Here is a 16,101-nt window from a genome sequence, read left to right as displayed (position 1 = left end):
GGCCGGCCGCGCTGCCCCTGTGACCAACTGTCGCCACTCAGCGGTGAGTCGCGGCTGGCTGGGACCAGCCGCGCAAGTGGTTGCGGTTCGACGAGCGCAGAGCGTAGACGGAGGGCAAAGCGCAGACGGAGGGTAGAGCTCAGACGGAGGGCAGCGCGCAGAAGTAGGGCAGAGCTTTAGCTCTGCCCCGGGCAGCTCTGCCTTCGACTTCGCTCAGGCCAGGAAAGAGGGGTGGTCAGACGCCCGCGATGCTGGACGAGCAGCCCGTAGATCGCCGCGTACAGCCCGATCACGACCAGGCCGATCCACTCGATGCGCAGCGGCGTGAGCTGGAACGCCAGCACCAGGACGCACATCAGCAGCCAGTGGCTGGCGACGTAGGCCGGCGTCCCCAGCCGCCGCGTCGTCAGGTTGAGATTGTCGGAGTAGAGCCGAATCAGCGAGTCGAGCGAGTTGACGACGAACAGCACGCCGACCGCGATCATCGCCGCGCTCAGTGCCGGCGGCACGACGAGCTGCTGGCGGAAATAGAAGTAGAGCACCGAGAACCACGCCGCGATCGGGATCGACGGCATCACCAGCATTGCCGCCGCGAGCTGCCACGTCGGCATGCCGCCGACGAAGCGGGCGACGAACTGGCCGATCATGATGCTCCACGAGTACCACCAGAACAGGTAGAACGCGTGGTAGTCCGACATCGGCAGGACGAACCGCGGCAGGTGCCTGAAGTACTCGCCGAGATCGGCGGCACTGGCCGCCAGCCCGGCGATGCCCATCTCGGACCGCCACCACATCGCGGCCACCAGCGCCGCGAAAGTCCACATCGACCCGACGCTCAGGACGCGGATGTAGCGGATATGGGTGCTCGTGAGCACCGACAGCAGGATGGTCACGGCGACGACGAAGTACTGCATGGCGCCGCCGAGTACCGGCGCGTAGAACGGCAGATTGAGGAACAGCAGGTGCGCGGTGAAGGCGCAGGTGCCGATGATCACCAGGTTGTTGACGGCCTTCACCGCCGGAATCGCGAACAGCCGCAGCCGCGGTTCGAGGGCCACGAAATAGAACGTGGTCAGGAAATAGAAGCCCCAGACCAGGAATCCCCACGAGCCGAACGCGATGGCCAGGGGATTGGCGAACGCGTACGTCGGCTCGCGCGCGTAGACCGGAAACTCGGTGAGCGGCAGCATGACGAGGCCGACGTCGAGGCCCGAGGTGAAGAGCAGCGCCATGAAGCCGGGCAGTGACAGCGGCTGCGGCCCGGCGACGCGCCGTCCGCCCCAGCCGACGACGATCGCTGCCGCGGTGAGCAGCGTGACGACGATGGCCGCGGAGAGCACCCTCTGCATACGAATTGTCTTTGGGACTGTCACGAAGACATTTGACGACGCCTCAGAAACTGCACGCGTAGCATTTTTCGACACGCCGGCAAATGTCTCTGTGACAGTCCCAAAGACATTCCGATCAGTCGAGGCGCAGGGCCTCGACCGGCGCGATGCGCGTCGCCCGTCGGGCCGGGATGAACGACGCCAGCGTGCCGGCCGCAGCCAGGGCGAGGACGACCGTGGCGAAGACTGCCGGATCCCACGGCCGCACGCCGAAGAGCAGCAGGCCGAGCCCGCGCGACAGCAGCGCCGCCAGAATCAGACCGATCGCCAGTCCGCCGGCAATCTGCCACACGCCCTGCCCGAGGATCATCATCAGCACGGTCTTGCGCTCGGCGCCGAGCGCCATGCGCACGCCGATTTCGCGGGTGCGGGTTCCGGCCGAGAACGACATCACGCCGTAGAGCCCGATCGTCGCCATGGCCAGGGCGGCGAGGCCGAAGGCGACGAACAGCGTGCCGAACAGGCGATAGAACGCCGTGTCGATGGCGTATTGCTGCGACAGCGAGCGTACCCAGTAGAGCGGCAGCGCTCGATCGAGGCGATGCACCTCGTCCTGGATCGTCGCCGTGTAGCTCATCGCCTCCTGCTCGGTTCTGACCACCAGGCTCATGAAGTTGATGACGTTCTGCGTCAGCGGGATGTAGACGCCTTCGTGGCGGGCGTCGAAGGCGCCGATCGCGCCGCCCAGATACAGGTTCGGCACGACGCCGACGATCGTGCGCCACGGCACGTCGTCGCGCCCCAGCTTGAGGCGCGCGCCGAGCGGATCGCGGTCCTTGAAGTGCAGCTCGACGAAGCGCTCGTTCACGATCGCCACCGGCTGCGCATCCGCGCTGTCGGTGCGCTCGAACGTCCGGCCCCGCACCGGCTTCACGTCGACGATGTCGAAGTAACGCGGCGTGATGACGATCCGGCGGGCCAGCGGGTGGTCCTGCTCGGTGGGGTAGGCGACGCCGTCGATGGTGACCGGCTGCATCTGCCCGCCGCGCGCCGGCAAGTCGGACACGAACGCCGCCGCCCGGACTCCCGGCCGTCCTTCCAGTCCGCGCAGCAGCGCGTCGTAGAACTGCCACTGCGCCTGGGGCGTGGGGTAGTCCTTCTCGAACAGGCCGAGCCGCGCCGTGAAGATGTCGTTGGTGGCGAAGCCGTAGTCGAAGCGCGCCACGTTGATCACCGTGCGGATCATCAGCCCGGCAGCCACCAGCAGGCCGCACGACACGGCCAGCTGGGCGATCACCAGGCTCTTGGTGATCCGGCCCATGCGGCCGCTCGACGAGCCGCGCGCCTCGTCGTTCATCACCGCGGCGACATCGGCCTTGGTGGCGCGCAGGGCCGGAATGGTGCCGGCCATCAGCGTGGCCAGGCCGGTGACGCCGACGACGAAGGCGAGCACCGCCGGGTCGAGCGAGGCTTCCAGCCACAGCGGCGTGTCCTGCAGGGCCAACCCGTCGTTGAAGAAGTCGATGCCGACCTTGGCGATCAGCAGGCCGGCGGCGGCCCCGGCGGCCGCCAGGCCGAGTGGCGCGGCGATCGCATCGTAGAACCGGCGCGCCTTCGCGAGGTCCGTGACGACGATGCCGGTGTGGTCGAGCATGACCCCAGAACCCCTGGGCCGGCCGCGTCGTTCCAGGCCGATGCGTCAGTCGGCGCCCGGCTTGGCCTTGGCCGCGGCCTCGGCGGCTTCCCGCTCCTTCACCCGCGCGCCGGCGAGGATGCCCGGCAGCGCGTAGTTGCCTTCATGGCAGGCGTACTCATAGACCCGGCCGTTGAGGGTGTTGAAGGTGTACTCGCCGCCCCAGGGCTTGTCCCACAGGTCCGGATCTTCCATCTGGAACCTGTAGAGGATCTTGTCGGGCGCGACCCGCGTGAAGAACTCGGTGATCTTGAGGTTCTTCCACGAGCCCATGAACTGCTGGCTCTCCGGGAGGTGGGTGGTCTCGACCACCAGCGTGTCGCCCTCGTAGCGGCCGATGCTGTCGCCCATGTAGGGCCGCAGGCCGTCCGTGCGGTGCTGGCCGCCCAGCCGGATGATGCGTGCGTCGTGGATCAGCTCCACCTCGATGACCACGGCGTCGGGTGTTTGGATGATCTCGTAGTTGTTGTTGTAGTAGCCGTTCGGCAGCATCGGCGGGCCGGTGTTGCGGCCGAAGCCCGTGATGCAGCGCTCGCCCAGGGACCGGGTCTCGTAGGAATCGTAGATGTCGCGATAGACCCGCGGCGGCGCCGGCGGCGCGCCGGCCTTGCGGGCCGGTGGCATGCCGTTCTCCGTCGTCAGGATCGAGGTGCGGTACTGGCCGTCGATCTGGACCAGCTTGGTGCCGGGGTCGATCCAGAAGGTGTTGTAGCCGCCGGTGTCGCCGCCCGCGGCGGCGAAGTCGGGGCGGATCTCCATGAGCTTGGCGAACGCCTTCGCCGCCTCGGGGTTCGGCGGCGCATTGTCGGTCCTGGTCGGCTCATTGGCCGCGGCCAGGGCGGTCGCCCAGATCTTCTCGAAGGAGCGCGCCTCTTCCGGGTCCAGCACCGCCTTGTTCGAAATGCGCGGGTTGCGGGTCAGCGGGGTGAGAGTGGCGTTTGACCAGTAGCCGGCGAGATCCGGCTGGCCCATCGCGTTCCGGGGCGCCTTCCAGGCCTTGGCCGCCGTGGTCTTGGCGGGCTCGGCCTGTGCAGCCAGCCCCGTGGCGGCGATCGCAGCTCCGAGAGCGAGAACGAGTATGCGGCGCATGGCGCAGGCCTCCCTGGGCGAGTCCCACCGGACCCTTGGCGGGAGAATACAACGTACACTGGCCAACGTAATTGCAATCGCGACACGGCTAGGACGAATGAGGGAACCCAGCCTGGCGCCGGGACCTTCCGTCTTAGGAGGTTAGCCGCATGCCAATGTCACCCGAGGAACTGGAGCAACGTCGGGCCGCCGCCAATCCGCCGAAGGACCCGAACGCCGAGTTGCTGGACAGCGGCCAGGAGGAGGTGTTCTCGCGCACCGAGGTCGAGGCCGGCCGCATTGAGCATGGCGCCAAGGCCGGCGCCCACCCCCACGCCGCCGACGGCCGCAGCGCCGCAGAACTGCTGCGCGATGAGGAACAGACCGAACGCCAGGCTCCCGAAGACGCCACGCCCGGCGAGGCGGCAGGGAGCTAGGCCCGGCGCCGCTTGCGCCCGCGCCGTCGATCCGCCATATGCCCGCTTGGAGATCGGCGGCGGACGAGCGCCTCGCCAACCTGGTCAGGGCCGGAAGGCAGCAGCCACAACGGGTCACGCTTCGGGTTGTCGTTCGGTCTCCACCTTCGCCTTCATCGCCTCCCGCAGCACGTGCTCGACGCCCGCGACAGCGTGGTCGCCGTAGGTCAGCCCCAGCATCGTGCGGTGATTGGCGCTCGGCACGGCCTCGATCATTGGGGCGTGCGAGCTGCGCGCGGGGGCCTGGCGCACCTCGTTCCAGAGCGCCATCTGCGGCGTGTCAGGACCCGCGGTGATCACGGCCACCGGCCATTCGGGGCGCAGTGGTCCGGCCGCGTAGGCCTGTTCCGCCGCCGTCCGCCAGCTCTGCACCTCGATGTAAGCCGTCCGGCTCTGGCGACCGGAGATGAAACCACGTCGCTTCTCGGCCTTGCCGGCAGGCGGCAACCCGATGCGATCCCCCCACCAGTAGAGCGGCTTGGTCAGGCCAAGGCTGCCGGCAAGCGCGCCCAGTCGCGCGACGCCCTGCATACGGTCGGCGAACTGGCTGGCTTCGGGCCGGGCGATCATCTCCGGCGTCACCGCGTCCAGCAGCACCAGCCCCACCACTCGGTCCGGGTTCGAGGCCGCGAACTGGCGAAGGTACAACCCGGCCATGGAGTGGCCCATCAGCACGTACGGGCCCGGCTCGCCCGACGCCGCCATCAGCCTGGCGAGGTCGCCGACGATGGCGTCGCCGTCGCGTGGCCGGGGACCCGCATCGGAATAGCCCATCCCGGCGCGGTCGTAGGCGCACGAGCGGAGGCCCTTGGCCGTCAGCTTCTGCTGAATCGCCGCGAAGTCCGCTGCCCCGCTGAACGCCCCGGCCTCCATCCAGATGACGGGTGTCGCGCCCTTCGGTCCCTCACAGACCAGCCGCAGGTTCCGCCCGCCGATGTCGACCATCTCGCCGCGCGGCTTGTGGTTCCGGCTGACCACCTCGGCGGCCACGGCGACGGCGCCCCACATGACTGCGCTCGCCGCGACGATCGCAAGGAAGGAGAGGATAACGAGGCGTAGCATCCGCATTGCCTAGCCTGTCTGCCGCCCGGCTTGCCAGCCCCTGCGCCTCGCGCTTTCGATCGAACTTTCCGGCTGACCCCTTTGCCGGGACGTGGGCGTCCCGTTAGATGGCAGGATGGGCGATGACTTCACGCGCGACGACTCCGAGCCGCCTGAGCGCGACCCCAACACACCTGACATGTTCGGCGAAGCGCCCGCCGCGCCGGCCGGCGCGGTGGCCCCGGCCGAAGCGTCCGCCGCCTACACCGTCATTGCGCGCAAGTATCGGCCCCAGACCTTCGATGATCTTTATGGCCAGGAGGCGATGGTCCGCACCCTGCGCAACGCCTTCACCAGCGGGCGGATCGCGCACGCCTTCATGCTCACCGGCGTGCGCGGGGTTGGTAAGACCACCACGGCGCGGCTCCTGGCGCGGGCGTTCAACTACGAGACCGACACCATCAATGCGCCCACCGTGGACTTCCGCGAGGAGGGCCGCCACTGCCGGGCGATCATCGAAGGCAAGCACATCGACGTGCTGGAGCTGGACGCCGCCACCCAGACCGGCGTCGACAACATGCGCAGCCTGCTGGAGAGCGTCCGCTACGGGCCGATCGAGGGACGCTACAAGGTCTACATCATCGACGAAGTGCACATGCTCTCGGGGTCTGCCTTCGCCTCGCTCCTGAAGACGCTGGAGGAGCCGCCGCCGCACGCCAAGTTCATCTTCGCGACCACTGAGATCCGCAAGGTGCCGGTGACGATCCTGTCGCGCACCCAGCGGTTCGACCTGCGCCGCGTCGAGCCGGATGTGCTGGTCAAGAACCTGGAGATGATCTGCGAGAACGAGGGCGCCCGCGTCGAGGCCGAGGGCCTGATGCTGATCGCGCGCGCCGCCGAGGGCTCGGTGCGCGATGGCCAGTCGATGCTGGACCAGGCGATCGTGCAGGCCGAACCTGGCGTGACTGTGACCGCCGCTTCGATCCGCGACATGCTGGGGCTTGCCGACCGGGCGCAGACGATCTCGCTCTTCGAGCAGGTGATGCGCGGTGCAGCCGGCGAGGCGATCGAGACCTTCCGCGCCCTCTACGGCTATGGCGCCAGCCCTGACCAGGTGGTGATGGACCTGCTGGACCACTGCCACGGCGCCTCCATCGCCAAGGCCGTAGGCCCCAATGCCCTGGTGCTGCCCAAGGAGCAGGCCGCCCGGCTGGCGGCGGTGGGCGCAGCGGTGTCGCCGGGCACGCTGGCGCGGATCTGGCAGCTCACGCTGAAGGCCTACGACGAGGTGCGCCGCGCGCCCGATGCGGCCGCGGCGGTGGACATGGCGCTGATCCGCCTGGCCTACGCAGCGGACCTGCCGGGGCCCGAGGAGGCGCTGAAGCGGCTGCAGGAGGGCGATACCTCCGTGGGCGGCGGCGCACCTTCCGGTGGAGGCCCGCCGGCGCCGGGAGGCGCCTCGGCGCGGCAAGGCGGGGGCGTGAACGCAGTGGCGCGGCAGGCGTTGCCGGCCGCGCAGGCGGCCGAGCCCGCGGTGACGCTGCAGACCTTCGAGGACATGGTCGCCCTGATCGACCGCAAGCGCGACATCACCCTGAAACTGGACGTGGAGCGGTTCATCCGCCCGATCAGCTTCCGGCCCGGCGCCATCGAGTACGAGCCCGCGCCCGGGGCGCCGACCAACCTTGCGCAGCGGCTGGTGGGGCGGCTGAAGGAATGGACCGGCGAGCGCTGGCTGATCGTCGCCCAGGGAGGCGGTGGGGCCGAGAGCGCCTGGGAGAAGCAGAAGCGCGAGCAGCGCGAGGTGCGCGCCGAGGTCGAGGCCGACCCCTTCGTGCGCTCGGTTATGGAGGCCTTTCCAGGCGCAGAGATCGTGGGCGTGCGTACCGTCGCCCAGCCCGAGCCGTCCGCCGAACCCGTCGTGGAGGATGACGATGAGGATTAGGTTCGCGATAGCGCTGGCGAGCTGGGCCATCGCAGGGACCGCGGCGGCACAGGTCTCGGCGCCGTTGATCTCCGAACCGCTCGGCCTGGATGCGAAGTACGCGACCACCATGATCACCGTGGACCTGCCGCCGAACGCCACACAGCCGGCGACGACGGTCGGGACTCCCGGTCACCGGCACCCGGGCTCGACCTATGCCTTTGTCGTGACGGGCGAGGTGGTGAACAGGCTTGGCGACCAACCCGAGAAGCGCTTCAAGGCCGGAGAGGCGTGGTCGGAGACGCCCAAGCAGGCGCACTACATCGTCAATGCGTCGGCCAGCGAGCCCGCGCGCATCGTGGTGGTGCTCGTCACGCCCAAGGCCGCTCCCATCACCGAACCGCTGCACCATTGAACTTGGCGAAGTGAAGAGTATCGCGCGATGAAAGACCTCGGATCGATCATGAAGCAGGCCCAGGCCGTGCAGCAACGCATGGCTGAGGCCCAGGAGAAGATCTCCGCCCTGGAGGTGATCGGCACGGCGGGCGGCGGGGCGGTCAGTCTGACCCTGCGCGGCTCGGGCGCGCTGGTGAAACTGGATATCGAAGCCGGCCTGATGGCCCCCGGCGAGAGCGACATGGTGGCCGACCTGGTGATCGCCGCCCACGCCGACGCCAAGCGCCAGCTCGACGCCCAGCAGGAATCGCTGATGCGCGAGGCGGCGGGCCCCCTGGCCGGGCTGAACATTCCCGGCTTGCCGAAGTTCTAGTGGCCGCCTCCGCCGGACCCGAGATCGAGCGGCTGATCAACCTGCTCGCCAAGCTGCCCGGGCTGGGGCCGCGTTCTGCGCGGCGGGCAGCGCTGGCGCTGCTGAAGCGGCGGGACCAGTTGCTGCTGCCGCTCTCCGACGCGCTGGCCGAGGCGGCGGCGCGGGTTCGAGTCTGCCAGGTCTGCGGCTCGCTGGACACCCAGGACCCCTGCGCCATCTGCGCCGACCGGACTCGCGACGCGTCGCTGATCTGCGTGGTCGAGGAGGTGAGCGCGCTCTGGGCCATGGAGCGGGCCAGCGCCTTCCGGGGCCGCTACCACGTGCTGGGCGGACTGCTCTCGGCGTTGGACGGCGTGGGGCCGGACGCCATCCGGATCGGGCCGCTGGTCAGCCGCGCGGCCGACGCGGCGGTGCGCGAGGTGGTCCTGGCGCTGCCGGCCACGGTCGATGGCCAGACCACCGCCCACTACCTGGCCGACCGGCTGGCGGCGGCGGACGTGTCCGTCACCATGCTGGCCCGCGGCGTGCCGGTGGGCGGCGAGCTGGACTGGCTGGACGACGGCACCATCGCCCAGGCCATGCGCGCGCGGCGCCCAGCCTAGGGGCGTGTCCGCTACCGGCTAGGAGCGACTCACCTGCTGCGATATAGAACGCAGCATGAACGCTCAGCTTATTCTCTCCGTTCTTCTGGCGCTCACGGCGGCGGTCGCGATCGCGTGGGCGCTGCGGGAGCGCAATCGCGCCCAGGCGGCCGAGATGAAGGCCGCGGTGCTGGAGGGCCAGGGCGAGCTCCTCCGGGTTCAGGTCGCGCAATCGGCGGCCGGCGTGGCTGAGGAGATCCTGAAGCGCAACGATGCCGCCGTAAGGAGCCGCGAGGACCTGGCCCAGGCCAGGCTCGAGGCGCAGCTGAAGCCGGTGGCCGATACCCTGAAGCTGTTCCAGGAACAGGTCACCGCCGTCGAGAAGGCCCGCGCGGAGGAGACCGGCGGCCTGAAGGAACAGATCGCCCAGATGCTGCAGGCCGCGACCGCCACCCAGGACGAGGCGCGCAAGCTGTCCACCGCTCTGCGCCGCGGGGCCGGCGTGCAGGGCCGCTGGGGCGAGCAGACCCTGCGCAACGTGCTGGACGCCGCCGGCCTGTCGGCCCGCTACGACTTCGATGAGCAGACCTCCACCGACACTGACGAGGGCCGCCGCCGGCCCGACGTGACCGTGCGCCTGCCGGGCGGCGGACTGTTCGTAATCGACGCCAAGTGCTCGCTGAACGCGTTCCTGGAGCTGCAGGACGCGGCCGATGACCTGGGCCGCGACGCCGCGGGCCTGCGCCACGTGCAGAGCGTGCGCGCCCACGTCCAGGGCCTTTCGGCCAAGGCCTACTGGGATCAGTTCGACAACTCTCCGGACTTCGTGGCCATGTTCGTGCCGCTGGATTCCGCCCTGGCCGCGGCGCTCGACCGCGCGCCGGAGCTGATGAACGACGCCATGGACCGCCGGGTGGTGATCGTCACGCCGTCGACCCTGTTCGCGCTCTGCAAGGCCGTCGTCTACGGCTGGCGGGTCGAGGAGCAGGCCGCCAACGCCCAGAAGATCGCCGAGCTCGGCCGCGAGCTCTACAAGCGCATCGCGGTGATGGGCGCGCATGCGGGCTCGGTCGGCAAGGCGCTGGAGGCGGCGGTTTCCCGTTACAACCAGTTCGTCGGCTCCCTGGAGACCCAGGTGCTGACCCAGGCCAAGCGCTTCGAGGAGCTGAAGGTCGAGCATCAGGGCCGGCCGATCGAAAGCCTGGAGGCCCTGGAGGCGGCCGTGCGCCCGCTCGCCAAGCTTTCTGCAGAGACCGCGCCCCCGATGCGTCTGGTCGCAGGGGACGAGGCGTAGCTTGACCCGCTAGCGCCGCGACCTTACCTCCCGCGCCATGGCGTTGCGCGAAATCCTGGTGGTGCCCCACCCGATCCTGAAACAGGCCTCACAACCGGTCGATGCGGTCGACGACGAGCTGCGCGCCCTGATGGATGACATGCTGGAGACCATGTATGCGGCCCCCGGCATCGGTCTGGCGGCGATCCAGGTCGGCGTGCCCAAGCGCGTGATCGTCATGGACCTGCACCGCCCCGAGGAAGAGAAGCAGCCGCGCTTTTTCGTTAATCCCGAGATCGTCTGGACGTCGGAGGAGACCGCTCCCTATGAGGAGGGCTGCCTGTCGGTGCCGGAGATCTACGACGAGGTCGAGCGACCGGCGCGGGTGAAGCTCCGCTACCTCAACTACGCCGGCGAGCCCGTCGAGGAGGATGCCGAGGGCCTGTTCGCCGTCTGCATCCAGCACGAGATGGACCACCTGGAAGGCGTCCTCTTCATCGACCATCTGAGCCGCCTGAAGCGCGAGCAGGCCATCAAGAAGGTGAAGAAGCAGGCGAAGGCGGCTTAGGGTCCGATCTAGTTTTTCTTCGTCTCCACCGTGGTCGTGGTGGTTGTCGTGGTCGAGCCGTCGGAGTGGCGGTTGTCGTCGACCTTGGCCATCCCCTGTTTGGCGCCGCTGACCGCGCCCTTGGCGGCGTCCTTCAACACCGTGCCGGTGTCCTGAGCGGCCTCCTTGAGGCTTTCCCCGGCCTTCTCGACCACCGGGCTGTCAGCGACCTCCTTGCCGGCTGCGACGACATCGGCCGTCGCCTTCTGCACGTTGTCTTCTGTCCTGGCCTGCTCGGCCTTGGTGCAGGCGCCGAGCGTGAGGGCGGCGCCCGCGGCGGCGAGGGTGAAGATGAGATGGCGCATGGGGGAGCTCCGTTCCACCGTCTCCAACGGCCACGCTTGGCGCGAAGTTCCCGCAGAAGTTCCCTTGGCCCGTCGCGACCGCTAAACCCCGGCCATGCGCCTGGCCTTCCTCGGCACGCCCGACTTCGCAGTCTCCGCGCTCGCCGCCATCGTGGTGGCCGGGCACGAGGTGGCTTGCGTCTATTCGCAGCCTCCAGCCCCGCGGGGGCGAGGCCAGGAGTTGAAGCCCTCCCCCGTGCAGGCGTTCGCTGAAGCGCACGGCATCGCGGTGCGCACCCCGGCCTCCATGCGCGACCCCGCCGAGATCGCGGCCTTCGCGGCGCTCCGGCTGGATGCCGCCGTCGTGGTGGCATTCGGCCAGATCCTGCCGGCCGCGGTACTGGAGGCTCCCCGGTTTGGGTCCTACAACCTCCATGCCTCTCTCCTGCCCCGCTGGCGCGGCGCAGCGCCGATCCAGCGCGCGATCATGGCCGGCGACCGGGTCACCGGCGTTCAGGTCATGCGGATGACCGAGGGGCTGGACGAGGGGCCGGTGCTGGCTGGGACGACCCTGCGGATCGACGCGCTGGAGACCGCGGGCAGCCTGCACGACCGGCTGGCGGCGGCCGGGGCGGAGCTGATCGTGCGCACGCTGGCCGACATCGAAGCCGGTCGCGCCGTGGCGACCGCGCAGCCCGCCGAAGGCGTCACCTACGCCAAGAAGCTCAGCCCCAAGTTTGCGCGCCTGGACTGGAGCAAGCCCGGCCGCGTCCTGGACGGCAAGATCCGCGGCTACTCGCCCTCGCCCGGCGCGTGGTTCGAACTCCCCAGCGACAAGGGGCCCGTCAGGGTGAAGGCGCTGCTGTCCGTCTACGACGACGAGTCGGGACCGCCCGGCGTGACCCTGGACGACCGGTTGCTGATAGGGACGGGGGAGGGCGCGGTGCGGCTGCTGCGAGTGCAGCGCGAGGGGCGTGGGCCGCAGGACGCCGACGCCTTCCTGCGTGGGACGCCGATCCCGGCCGGGACGCGGTTGGGCTGATGCCCCGCTACCGCCTGGTGATCGAGTACGACGGCCGGCCCTACCATGGCTATCAGGCGCAGGCGGGGCTACCGACGGTGCAGGCCGCGCTGGAGCGGGCGGTGACGGCCTTCTGCGGCGAGGATTTGCGCGTCAGCGCCGCCGGGCGCACCGACACCGGGGTGCATGCGGCCGGTCAGGTGGCGCACGTGGACCTCGCGAAGGCCTGGCCGGCGGAGACGGTGCGCAATGCGCTGAACGCCCACCTGGTCCCCGAGCCGATCTCCGTGCTGGAGGCGAGCGTCGCGGAGGGTGACTGGCACAGCCGGTTCTCGGCCACGGGGCGGCGCTACCGCTACCGGATCCTGAACCGCGCCAGCCCGCCGGCGCTGGACCAGGGCCGGGTGTGGCACGTGAAGAAGCCGCTGGATGCCTCCGCCATGCATGCCGCCGCGCAGGTGCTTGTGGGCCACCACGACTTCACCACCTTCCGCGACCTGGCCTGTCAGGCGAAATCGCCGATGAAGACCCTGGATGTGGCGAGCGTCGCCCGCGATGGCGAGGAGGTAATCCTGGAGTTCGCCTCCCGATCATTCCTGCACCGGCAAGTCCGCTCGATGACCGGGACCTTGGCCGAGGTGGGCGTCGGGCGATGGACCGTGGATGACGTCGCAGCGGCCCTGGCGGCGCGCGACCGCAAGGCCTGCGGGCCGGTGGCGCCGGCCCAAGGCCTCTACCTGACCCACGTCAGCTACTAGCGGCCCGAAGCTATTCGCAGGCGCCAGGGTCTCGCCTATATCCAGCTCAGACCCGAAAGGAGCCCCCATGTCCCAAGGCCCGTGGAGCCATCATTCCCGCAACGCCGCTGTCGCCGATGACATCGACTTCGAGATCAAGGGCCAGGAACTGCAGTTCCTCGAGATCGAGCTCGACCCGGGCGAAAGCGCCGTGGCCGAGGCCGGCTCGTTCGTCTGGAAGGACGCCTCGATCGAGATGACCACCGTGTTCGGCGACGGCTCGGGCCAGCAGGGGGCGGGCTTCATGGGCGCGCTGCTGGGCGCCGGCAAGCGGCTGGTCACCGGCGAGAGCCTGTTCACGACGGTCTTCACCCACAGCGGCCGCGGCAAGGCGCGCGTGGCCTTCGCCTCGCCGACGCCGGGCGCGATCCTGCCGATCAAGCTGGACTCGGTCGGCGGGACGCTGATCTGCCAGAAGGACAGTTTCCTAGCCGCCGCCCGCGGCGTCTCGATCGGAATCGCCTTCCAGCGCCGGGTGATGACCGGTCTGTTCGGCGGTGAAGGCTTCATCATGCAGAAGCTGGACGGCGACGGCTGGGTGTTCGTTCAGATGGGCGGCACCCTGGTGGAGCGCGAGCTGGCGCCGGGGGAGGTGCTCCACGTCGACACCGGCTGCCTGGCCGCCTTCACCCCCAGCGTCGACTTCGACCTGGAGATGGTCCGCGGCGTGAAGAGCATGATCTTTGGCGGCGAGGGCCTGTTCTTCGCGCGGCTCACCGGCCCCGGGAAGGTCTGGATCCAGTCGCTGCCGTTCTCTCGCCTGGCGGGCCGGATGATGGTCGCGGCGCGTGGAATGGGCGGCAACCGCGGCGAGGGCTCCGTCCTCGGCGGCATTGGCGACCTGATCGGCGGGAACCGATAGTCGCCGCGCTGGGTCAGGCGAAATACCGGGCGATGATCCGGGCGTAGACGCGCTGCAGGGTGCGGATCTCTTCCACCGGCGCGCGCTCGTCGACCTGGTGCATGGTCTTGCCGACCAGGCCGACCTCGATGACGGGACACAGAGCGCGGATGAACCGGGCGTCCGAGGTTCCGCCGCTAGTGGACAGCTCCGGCGCGGCGCCGGTGACGTCGGCGACGGCGGCTGCGACCAGGTCGGTGAAGGCGCCCCGCTCGGTCAGGAAGGCCTCGCCGCTGATCGCCGGCGTGACGGTGACCTTGCCGGGAAAACCCTCGCCCGCCCTCGACGCTTCAACGTCGAACCAATCAGCCAGGGCGCGTCCGGTGTGGTTCGGATTGAAGCGGATGTTGATCCGGGCGCGGGCGATCCCGGGGATGACGTTGGTGGCGGTGTTGGGGACCTCGATCCAGGTCACCTCGAGATTGGACGGCTGGAACTCCGGATAGCCGTCGTCGAGCCTGCGGGCCTGCAGGGCGGCCAGCAGGCGGATCAGCACCGGGACCGGGTTGGCTGCGCGGTGGGGATAGGCGACGTGGCCGGAAATCCCCTCGACCTCGATGTCGGCATTGATCGAGCCGCGCCGACCCACCTTGACCATGTCGCCAAAGGTCTCCGCCGAGGTCGGTTCGCCCACGACGCAGTGGTCGATGACCTCGCCCTCGGCCCGCAGCACATCGACCACCTTGGTGGTGCCGTCGGTGGCCACACCCTCCTCATCGCCTGTGATCAGGAAGGAGACCGAGCCGGTCACGGTCCCGGCCGCGATGGCGTCGGCGGCCGCGGCGGCGAAGGCGGCGATGGCGCTCTTCATATCCACCGAGCCGCGGCCGATCAGGACCCCGTCAACCACCTCGGCGGCGAAGGCGTCCTTGGACCAGGCGGCGGCGTCGCCCACCGGCACGACGTCGGTATGGCCTGCGAAGCAGAGGTTGGGCCGGGCCGTCCCATAGCGGGCGTAGAGGTTCTCGATCTCGCCGAACCGCATGCGGCGGCACGCGAAACCGAGGCCGCGCAGGGTCTCCTCCACGATCGCCATGGCCCCCGCGTCGGCGGGCGTCACCGACGGGCGGCGGATTAGGTCGCGGGTGAGCTGGACGGCGTCGATGGCGCCAAGGGTTTCGGACGGCATTCCGGCGCTTTATCTGCTGGAGACAGGAGACGCGAGGCCTTCATGCCGAAGATCGACATCCACGCCGTGCCGCTGAGCAGCGGCTGCAATTATCCGAGCCCCTTCGCCGAGATCTGCCTGGGGGCGACATGGCGCAAGCTGGGGGACGCGGTGGGGCTCGATGACTTCGGGGTGAACCTGGTTCGCCTGCCGCCCGGCAAGTGGTCGAGCCAGCGCCATTGGCACACGCAGGAGGACGAACTCGTCTTCGTGCTGGAGGGCGAGGTCGTCCTGGTGGAGGATGACGGCGACCATGTGCTGCGCCCCGGCGACTGCGCCGCCTGGAAGGCCGGCGTCGCCAACGGCCACTGCCTGCAGAACCGCAGCGGCGCCGATGCGGTCTACCTGGAGGTCGGCTCCCGCCGGCCCGCGACCGACGCCTGCGACTACCCCGACATCGACATGGTCGCCCGCCCCGGTGAGGTCGGGTACCGCCACCGCGACGGGACGCCATACCCGGAGTGACGCTCGCGCGGTGGGGGCATGGCGTTGCACACCGCCGCGGCTGGGTGGAGACTGCGAGCTTCACCGCAAAAGGCGGACCTTGCGATGGATGCGCGACTGATCCTGCTGGCGCTCAGCGCCCTGGCGCTCACGGGCTGCGCATCATCGGACTACGGCTACGCCTATTGCTACGGTCCGGGCGGGCCCCAGGGCTACTACTATGGGCCGTTTGAACCCAAGCCTGCCTGCTCGACCCAGACGGCGCAGGCCGCCGACTTCGTAACCCACGAGGCCGGGTATCGCGGTCCGTATGTCAGCGGGCCATACCCGGCGACCGACGCGGCTACTCCCGCAGCAGCTCGTTGATCGAGGTCTTCGACCGGGTCCGCTCGTCCACCGTCTTCATGATCACCGCGCAGTAGGTGCTGGGCAGCGCCGGGTCGACCGCGTTGGGCCGCGAGCCGGACATGATCACCGAATACGGCGGCACCTCGCCGGTGGTCACTGCGCCCGTGCGACGGTCGACGATCGGCGTGGTCGAGGTGAGATAGACCCCCATGGAGAGCACGGAGCCCTCGCGAACGATGACGCCCTCGGCCACCTCGGAGCGCGCGCCGATGAAGCAGTTGTCCTCGATGATCGTCGGGTTGGCCTGAAGCGGCTCCAGCACCCCGCCGATGCCGGCGCCGCCGGAGATGTGGCAGTGCTTGCCGATCTGGGCGCATG

The 16,101-nt window shown here is 69.5% G+C and carries 18 protein-coding genes, 1 other RNA gene and 1 pseudogene; 13 read left to right on the top strand and 7 right to left on the bottom strand.

The features are described 5' to 3' along the window. Positions 1–176: 176 nt before the first annotated feature. From QZV94_RS15010 to QZV94_RS15000, 3 genes are all read right to left on the bottom strand, one after another. Positions 177–1,340 (bottom strand): BCCT family transporter, encoded by a 1,164-nt coding sequence (locus QZV94_RS15010; RefSeq protein ID WP_293678715.1) that lies wholly within the window; start codon positions 1,338–1,340, stop codon positions 177–179. A 124-nt stretch (positions 1,341–1,464) separates the two neighbouring features. Beyond that, complete coding sequence (locus tag QZV94_RS15005) at positions 1,465–2,982, bottom strand: FtsX-like permease family protein (protein ID WP_293678714.1); 1,518 nt, start codon at positions 2,980–2,982, stop codon at positions 1,465–1,467. Positions 2,983–3,027: 45 nt separating this feature from the next. Next, positions 3,028–4,110: a hypothetical protein gene (locus tag QZV94_RS15000; RefSeq protein ID WP_293678713.1), complete on the bottom strand. Its 1,083-nt coding sequence runs from the start codon at positions 4,108–4,110 to the stop codon at positions 3,028–3,030. A gap of 149 nt (positions 4,111–4,259) precedes the next feature. Between QZV94_RS15000 and QZV94_RS14995 the strand changes: the two genes are divergently transcribed. Further along, complete coding sequence (locus tag QZV94_RS14995) at positions 4,260–4,526, top strand: hypothetical protein (protein ID WP_293678712.1); 267 nt, start codon at positions 4,260–4,262, stop codon at positions 4,524–4,526. 47 nt (positions 4,527–4,573) lie between these two features. After that, positions 4,574–4,672: signal recognition particle sRNA small type (gene ffs / locus QZV94_RS14990), an RNA gene on the top strand. Positions 4,673–4,757: 85 nt separating this feature from the next. Here ffs and QZV94_RS25205 read toward each other — a convergent pair. Further along, a pseudogene (locus QZV94_RS25205) lies at positions 4,758–5,438 on the bottom strand (alpha/beta fold hydrolase); the annotation flags it as partial. A gap of 304 nt (positions 5,439–5,742) precedes the next feature. On the opposite strand from QZV94_RS25205, the gene QZV94_RS14985 reads away from it, so the two are divergent. From QZV94_RS14985 to QZV94_RS14960, 6 genes are read left to right on the top strand one after another with little or no spacing between them, the layout of a single operon-like run. After that, positions 5,743–7,551: a DNA polymerase III subunit gamma/tau gene (locus QZV94_RS14985; RefSeq protein WP_293678711.1), complete on the top strand. Its 1,809-nt coding sequence runs from the start codon at positions 5,743–5,745 to the stop codon at positions 7,549–7,551. Beyond that, on the top strand, positions 7,541–7,945 hold the full coding sequence (locus tag QZV94_RS14980) for a cupin domain-containing protein (protein WP_293678710.1): 405 nt from the start codon (positions 7,541–7,543) through the stop codon (positions 7,943–7,945). Before QZV94_RS14985 ends, QZV94_RS14980 begins: the two co-directional genes overlap by 11 nt. A 27-nt stretch (positions 7,946–7,972) precedes the next feature. Beyond that, a complete protein-coding gene (locus tag QZV94_RS14975) occupies positions 7,973–8,299 on the top strand; it encodes a YbaB/EbfC family nucleoid-associated protein (RefSeq protein ID WP_293678709.1) in 327 nt (108 codons plus the stop codon). After that, the gene (recR, locus tag QZV94_RS14970; RefSeq protein WP_293678708.1) at positions 8,299–8,901 is read left to right on the top strand and encodes a recombination mediator RecR; all 603 of its coding nucleotides are present in this window, start codon (positions 8,299–8,301) and stop codon (positions 8,899–8,901) included. The genes QZV94_RS14975 and recR overlap by 1 nt, the downstream gene beginning before the upstream one ends. Positions 8,902–8,956: 55 nt before the next feature. Next, a complete protein-coding gene (locus QZV94_RS14965) occupies positions 8,957–10,174 on the top strand; it encodes a DNA recombination protein RmuC (RefSeq protein WP_293678707.1) in 1,218 nt (405 codons plus the stop codon). Positions 10,175–10,211: 37 nt separating this feature from the next. Continuing rightward, positions 10,212–10,721 (top strand): peptide deformylase, encoded by a 510-nt coding sequence (locus tag QZV94_RS14960; RefSeq protein ID WP_293678706.1) that lies wholly within the window; start codon positions 10,212–10,214, stop codon positions 10,719–10,721. Between the two features lie 8 nt (positions 10,722–10,729). Here QZV94_RS14960 and QZV94_RS14955 read toward each other — a convergent pair whose 3' ends face one another. Continuing rightward, on the bottom strand, positions 10,730–11,065 hold the full coding sequence (locus QZV94_RS14955; RefSeq protein WP_293678705.1) for a hypothetical protein: 336 nt from the start codon (positions 11,063–11,065) through the stop codon (positions 10,730–10,732). Between the two features lie 94 nt (positions 11,066–11,159). Between QZV94_RS14955 and fmt the strand changes: the two genes are divergently transcribed. From fmt to QZV94_RS14940, 3 genes are all read left to right on the top strand, one after another. Next, a complete protein-coding gene (gene fmt, locus QZV94_RS14950; RefSeq protein ID WP_293678704.1) occupies positions 11,160–12,086 on the top strand; it encodes a methionyl-tRNA formyltransferase in 927 nt (308 codons plus the stop codon). Beyond that, complete coding sequence (gene truA / locus QZV94_RS14945) at positions 12,086–12,823, top strand: tRNA pseudouridine(38-40) synthase TruA (protein ID WP_293678703.1); 738 nt, start codon at positions 12,086–12,088, stop codon at positions 12,821–12,823. The genes fmt and truA overlap by 1 nt, the downstream gene beginning before the upstream one ends. Positions 12,824–12,890: 67 nt before the next feature. After that, entirely contained in the window at positions 12,891–13,724 is an 834-nt protein-coding gene (locus QZV94_RS14940; RefSeq protein WP_293678702.1) for a TIGR00266 family protein, read from the top strand. 13 nt (positions 13,725–13,737) lie between these two features. On the opposite strand, the gene dapE is transcribed toward QZV94_RS14940, so the two are convergent. Beyond that, the gene (dapE, locus tag QZV94_RS14935; RefSeq protein WP_293678701.1) at positions 13,738–14,892 is read right to left on the bottom strand and encodes a succinyl-diaminopimelate desuccinylase; all 1,155 of its coding nucleotides are present in this window, start codon (positions 14,890–14,892) and stop codon (positions 13,738–13,740) included. A 42-nt stretch (positions 14,893–14,934) separates the two neighbouring features. On the opposite strand from dapE, the gene QZV94_RS14930 reads away from it, so the two are divergent. Next, complete coding sequence (locus tag QZV94_RS14930) at positions 14,935–15,396, top strand: cupin domain-containing protein (protein ID WP_293678700.1); 462 nt, start codon at positions 14,935–14,937, stop codon at positions 15,394–15,396. Between the two features lie 84 nt (positions 15,397–15,480). Further along, positions 15,481–15,741, top strand: coding sequence for a hypothetical protein (locus tag QZV94_RS14925; protein ID WP_293678699.1), 261 nt, complete (start codon positions 15,481–15,483; stop codon positions 15,739–15,741). Here QZV94_RS14925 and QZV94_RS14920 read toward each other — a convergent pair. After that, a partial coding sequence (locus QZV94_RS14920) for a DapH/DapD/GlmU-related protein (protein ID WP_293678698.1) occupies positions 15,719–16,101 on the bottom strand: 383 nt, incomplete at its 5' end. The genes QZV94_RS14925 and QZV94_RS14920 overlap by 23 nt on opposite strands.

The organism is uncultured Phenylobacterium sp., assembly GCF_902826855.1.
Lineage (GTDB): Bacteria > Pseudomonadota > Alphaproteobacteria > Caulobacterales > Caulobacteraceae > Phenylobacterium.
Note: the sequence above shows the minus strand (reverse complement) of the source record. Positions and strands in the feature narration are given on the sequence as shown.

Coding starts and splice junctions, on each gene's coding strand:
- QZV94_RS15005 (WP_293678714.1), bottom strand. CDS start 2,982: ATGCTCGACCACACCGGCATCGTCGTCACGGACCTCGCGAAGGCGCGC.
- QZV94_RS15000 (WP_293678713.1), bottom strand. CDS start 4,110: ATGCGCCGCATACTCGTTCTCGCTCTCGGAGCTGCGATCGCCGCCACG.
- QZV94_RS14995 (WP_293678712.1), top strand. CDS start 4,260: ATGCCAATGTCACCCGAGGAACTGGAGCAACGTCGGGCCGCCGCCAAT.
- QZV94_RS14985 (WP_293678711.1), top strand. CDS start 5,743: ATGGGCGATGACTTCACGCGCGACGACTCCGAGCCGCCTGAGCGCGAC.
- QZV94_RS14980 (WP_293678710.1), top strand. CDS start 7,541: ATGAGGATTAGGTTCGCGATAGCGCTGGCGAGCTGGGCCATCGCAGGG.
- QZV94_RS14975 (WP_293678709.1), top strand. CDS start 7,973: ATGAAAGACCTCGGATCGATCATGAAGCAGGCCCAGGCCGTGCAGCAA.
- QZV94_RS14965 (WP_293678707.1), top strand. CDS start 8,957: ATGAACGCTCAGCTTATTCTCTCCGTTCTTCTGGCGCTCACGGCGGCG.
- QZV94_RS14960 (WP_293678706.1), top strand. CDS start 10,212: ATGGCGTTGCGCGAAATCCTGGTGGTGCCCCACCCGATCCTGAAACAG.
- QZV94_RS14955 (WP_293678705.1), bottom strand. CDS start 11,065: ATGCGCCATCTCATCTTCACCCTCGCCGCCGCGGGCGCCGCCCTCACG.
- fmt (WP_293678704.1), top strand. CDS start 11,160: ATGCGCCTGGCCTTCCTCGGCACGCCCGACTTCGCAGTCTCCGCGCTC.
- truA (WP_293678703.1), top strand. CDS start 12,086: ATGCCCCGCTACCGCCTGGTGATCGAGTACGACGGCCGGCCCTACCAT.
- QZV94_RS14940 (WP_293678702.1), top strand. CDS start 12,891: ATGTCCCAAGGCCCGTGGAGCCATCATTCCCGCAACGCCGCTGTCGCC.
- dapE (WP_293678701.1), bottom strand. CDS start 14,892: ATGCCGTCCGAAACCCTTGGCGCCATCGACGCCGTCCAGCTCACCCGC.
- QZV94_RS14930 (WP_293678700.1), top strand. CDS start 14,935: ATGCCGAAGATCGACATCCACGCCGTGCCGCTGAGCAGCGGCTGCAAT.
- QZV94_RS14925 (WP_293678699.1), top strand. CDS start 15,481: ATGGATGCGCGACTGATCCTGCTGGCGCTCAGCGCCCTGGCGCTCACG.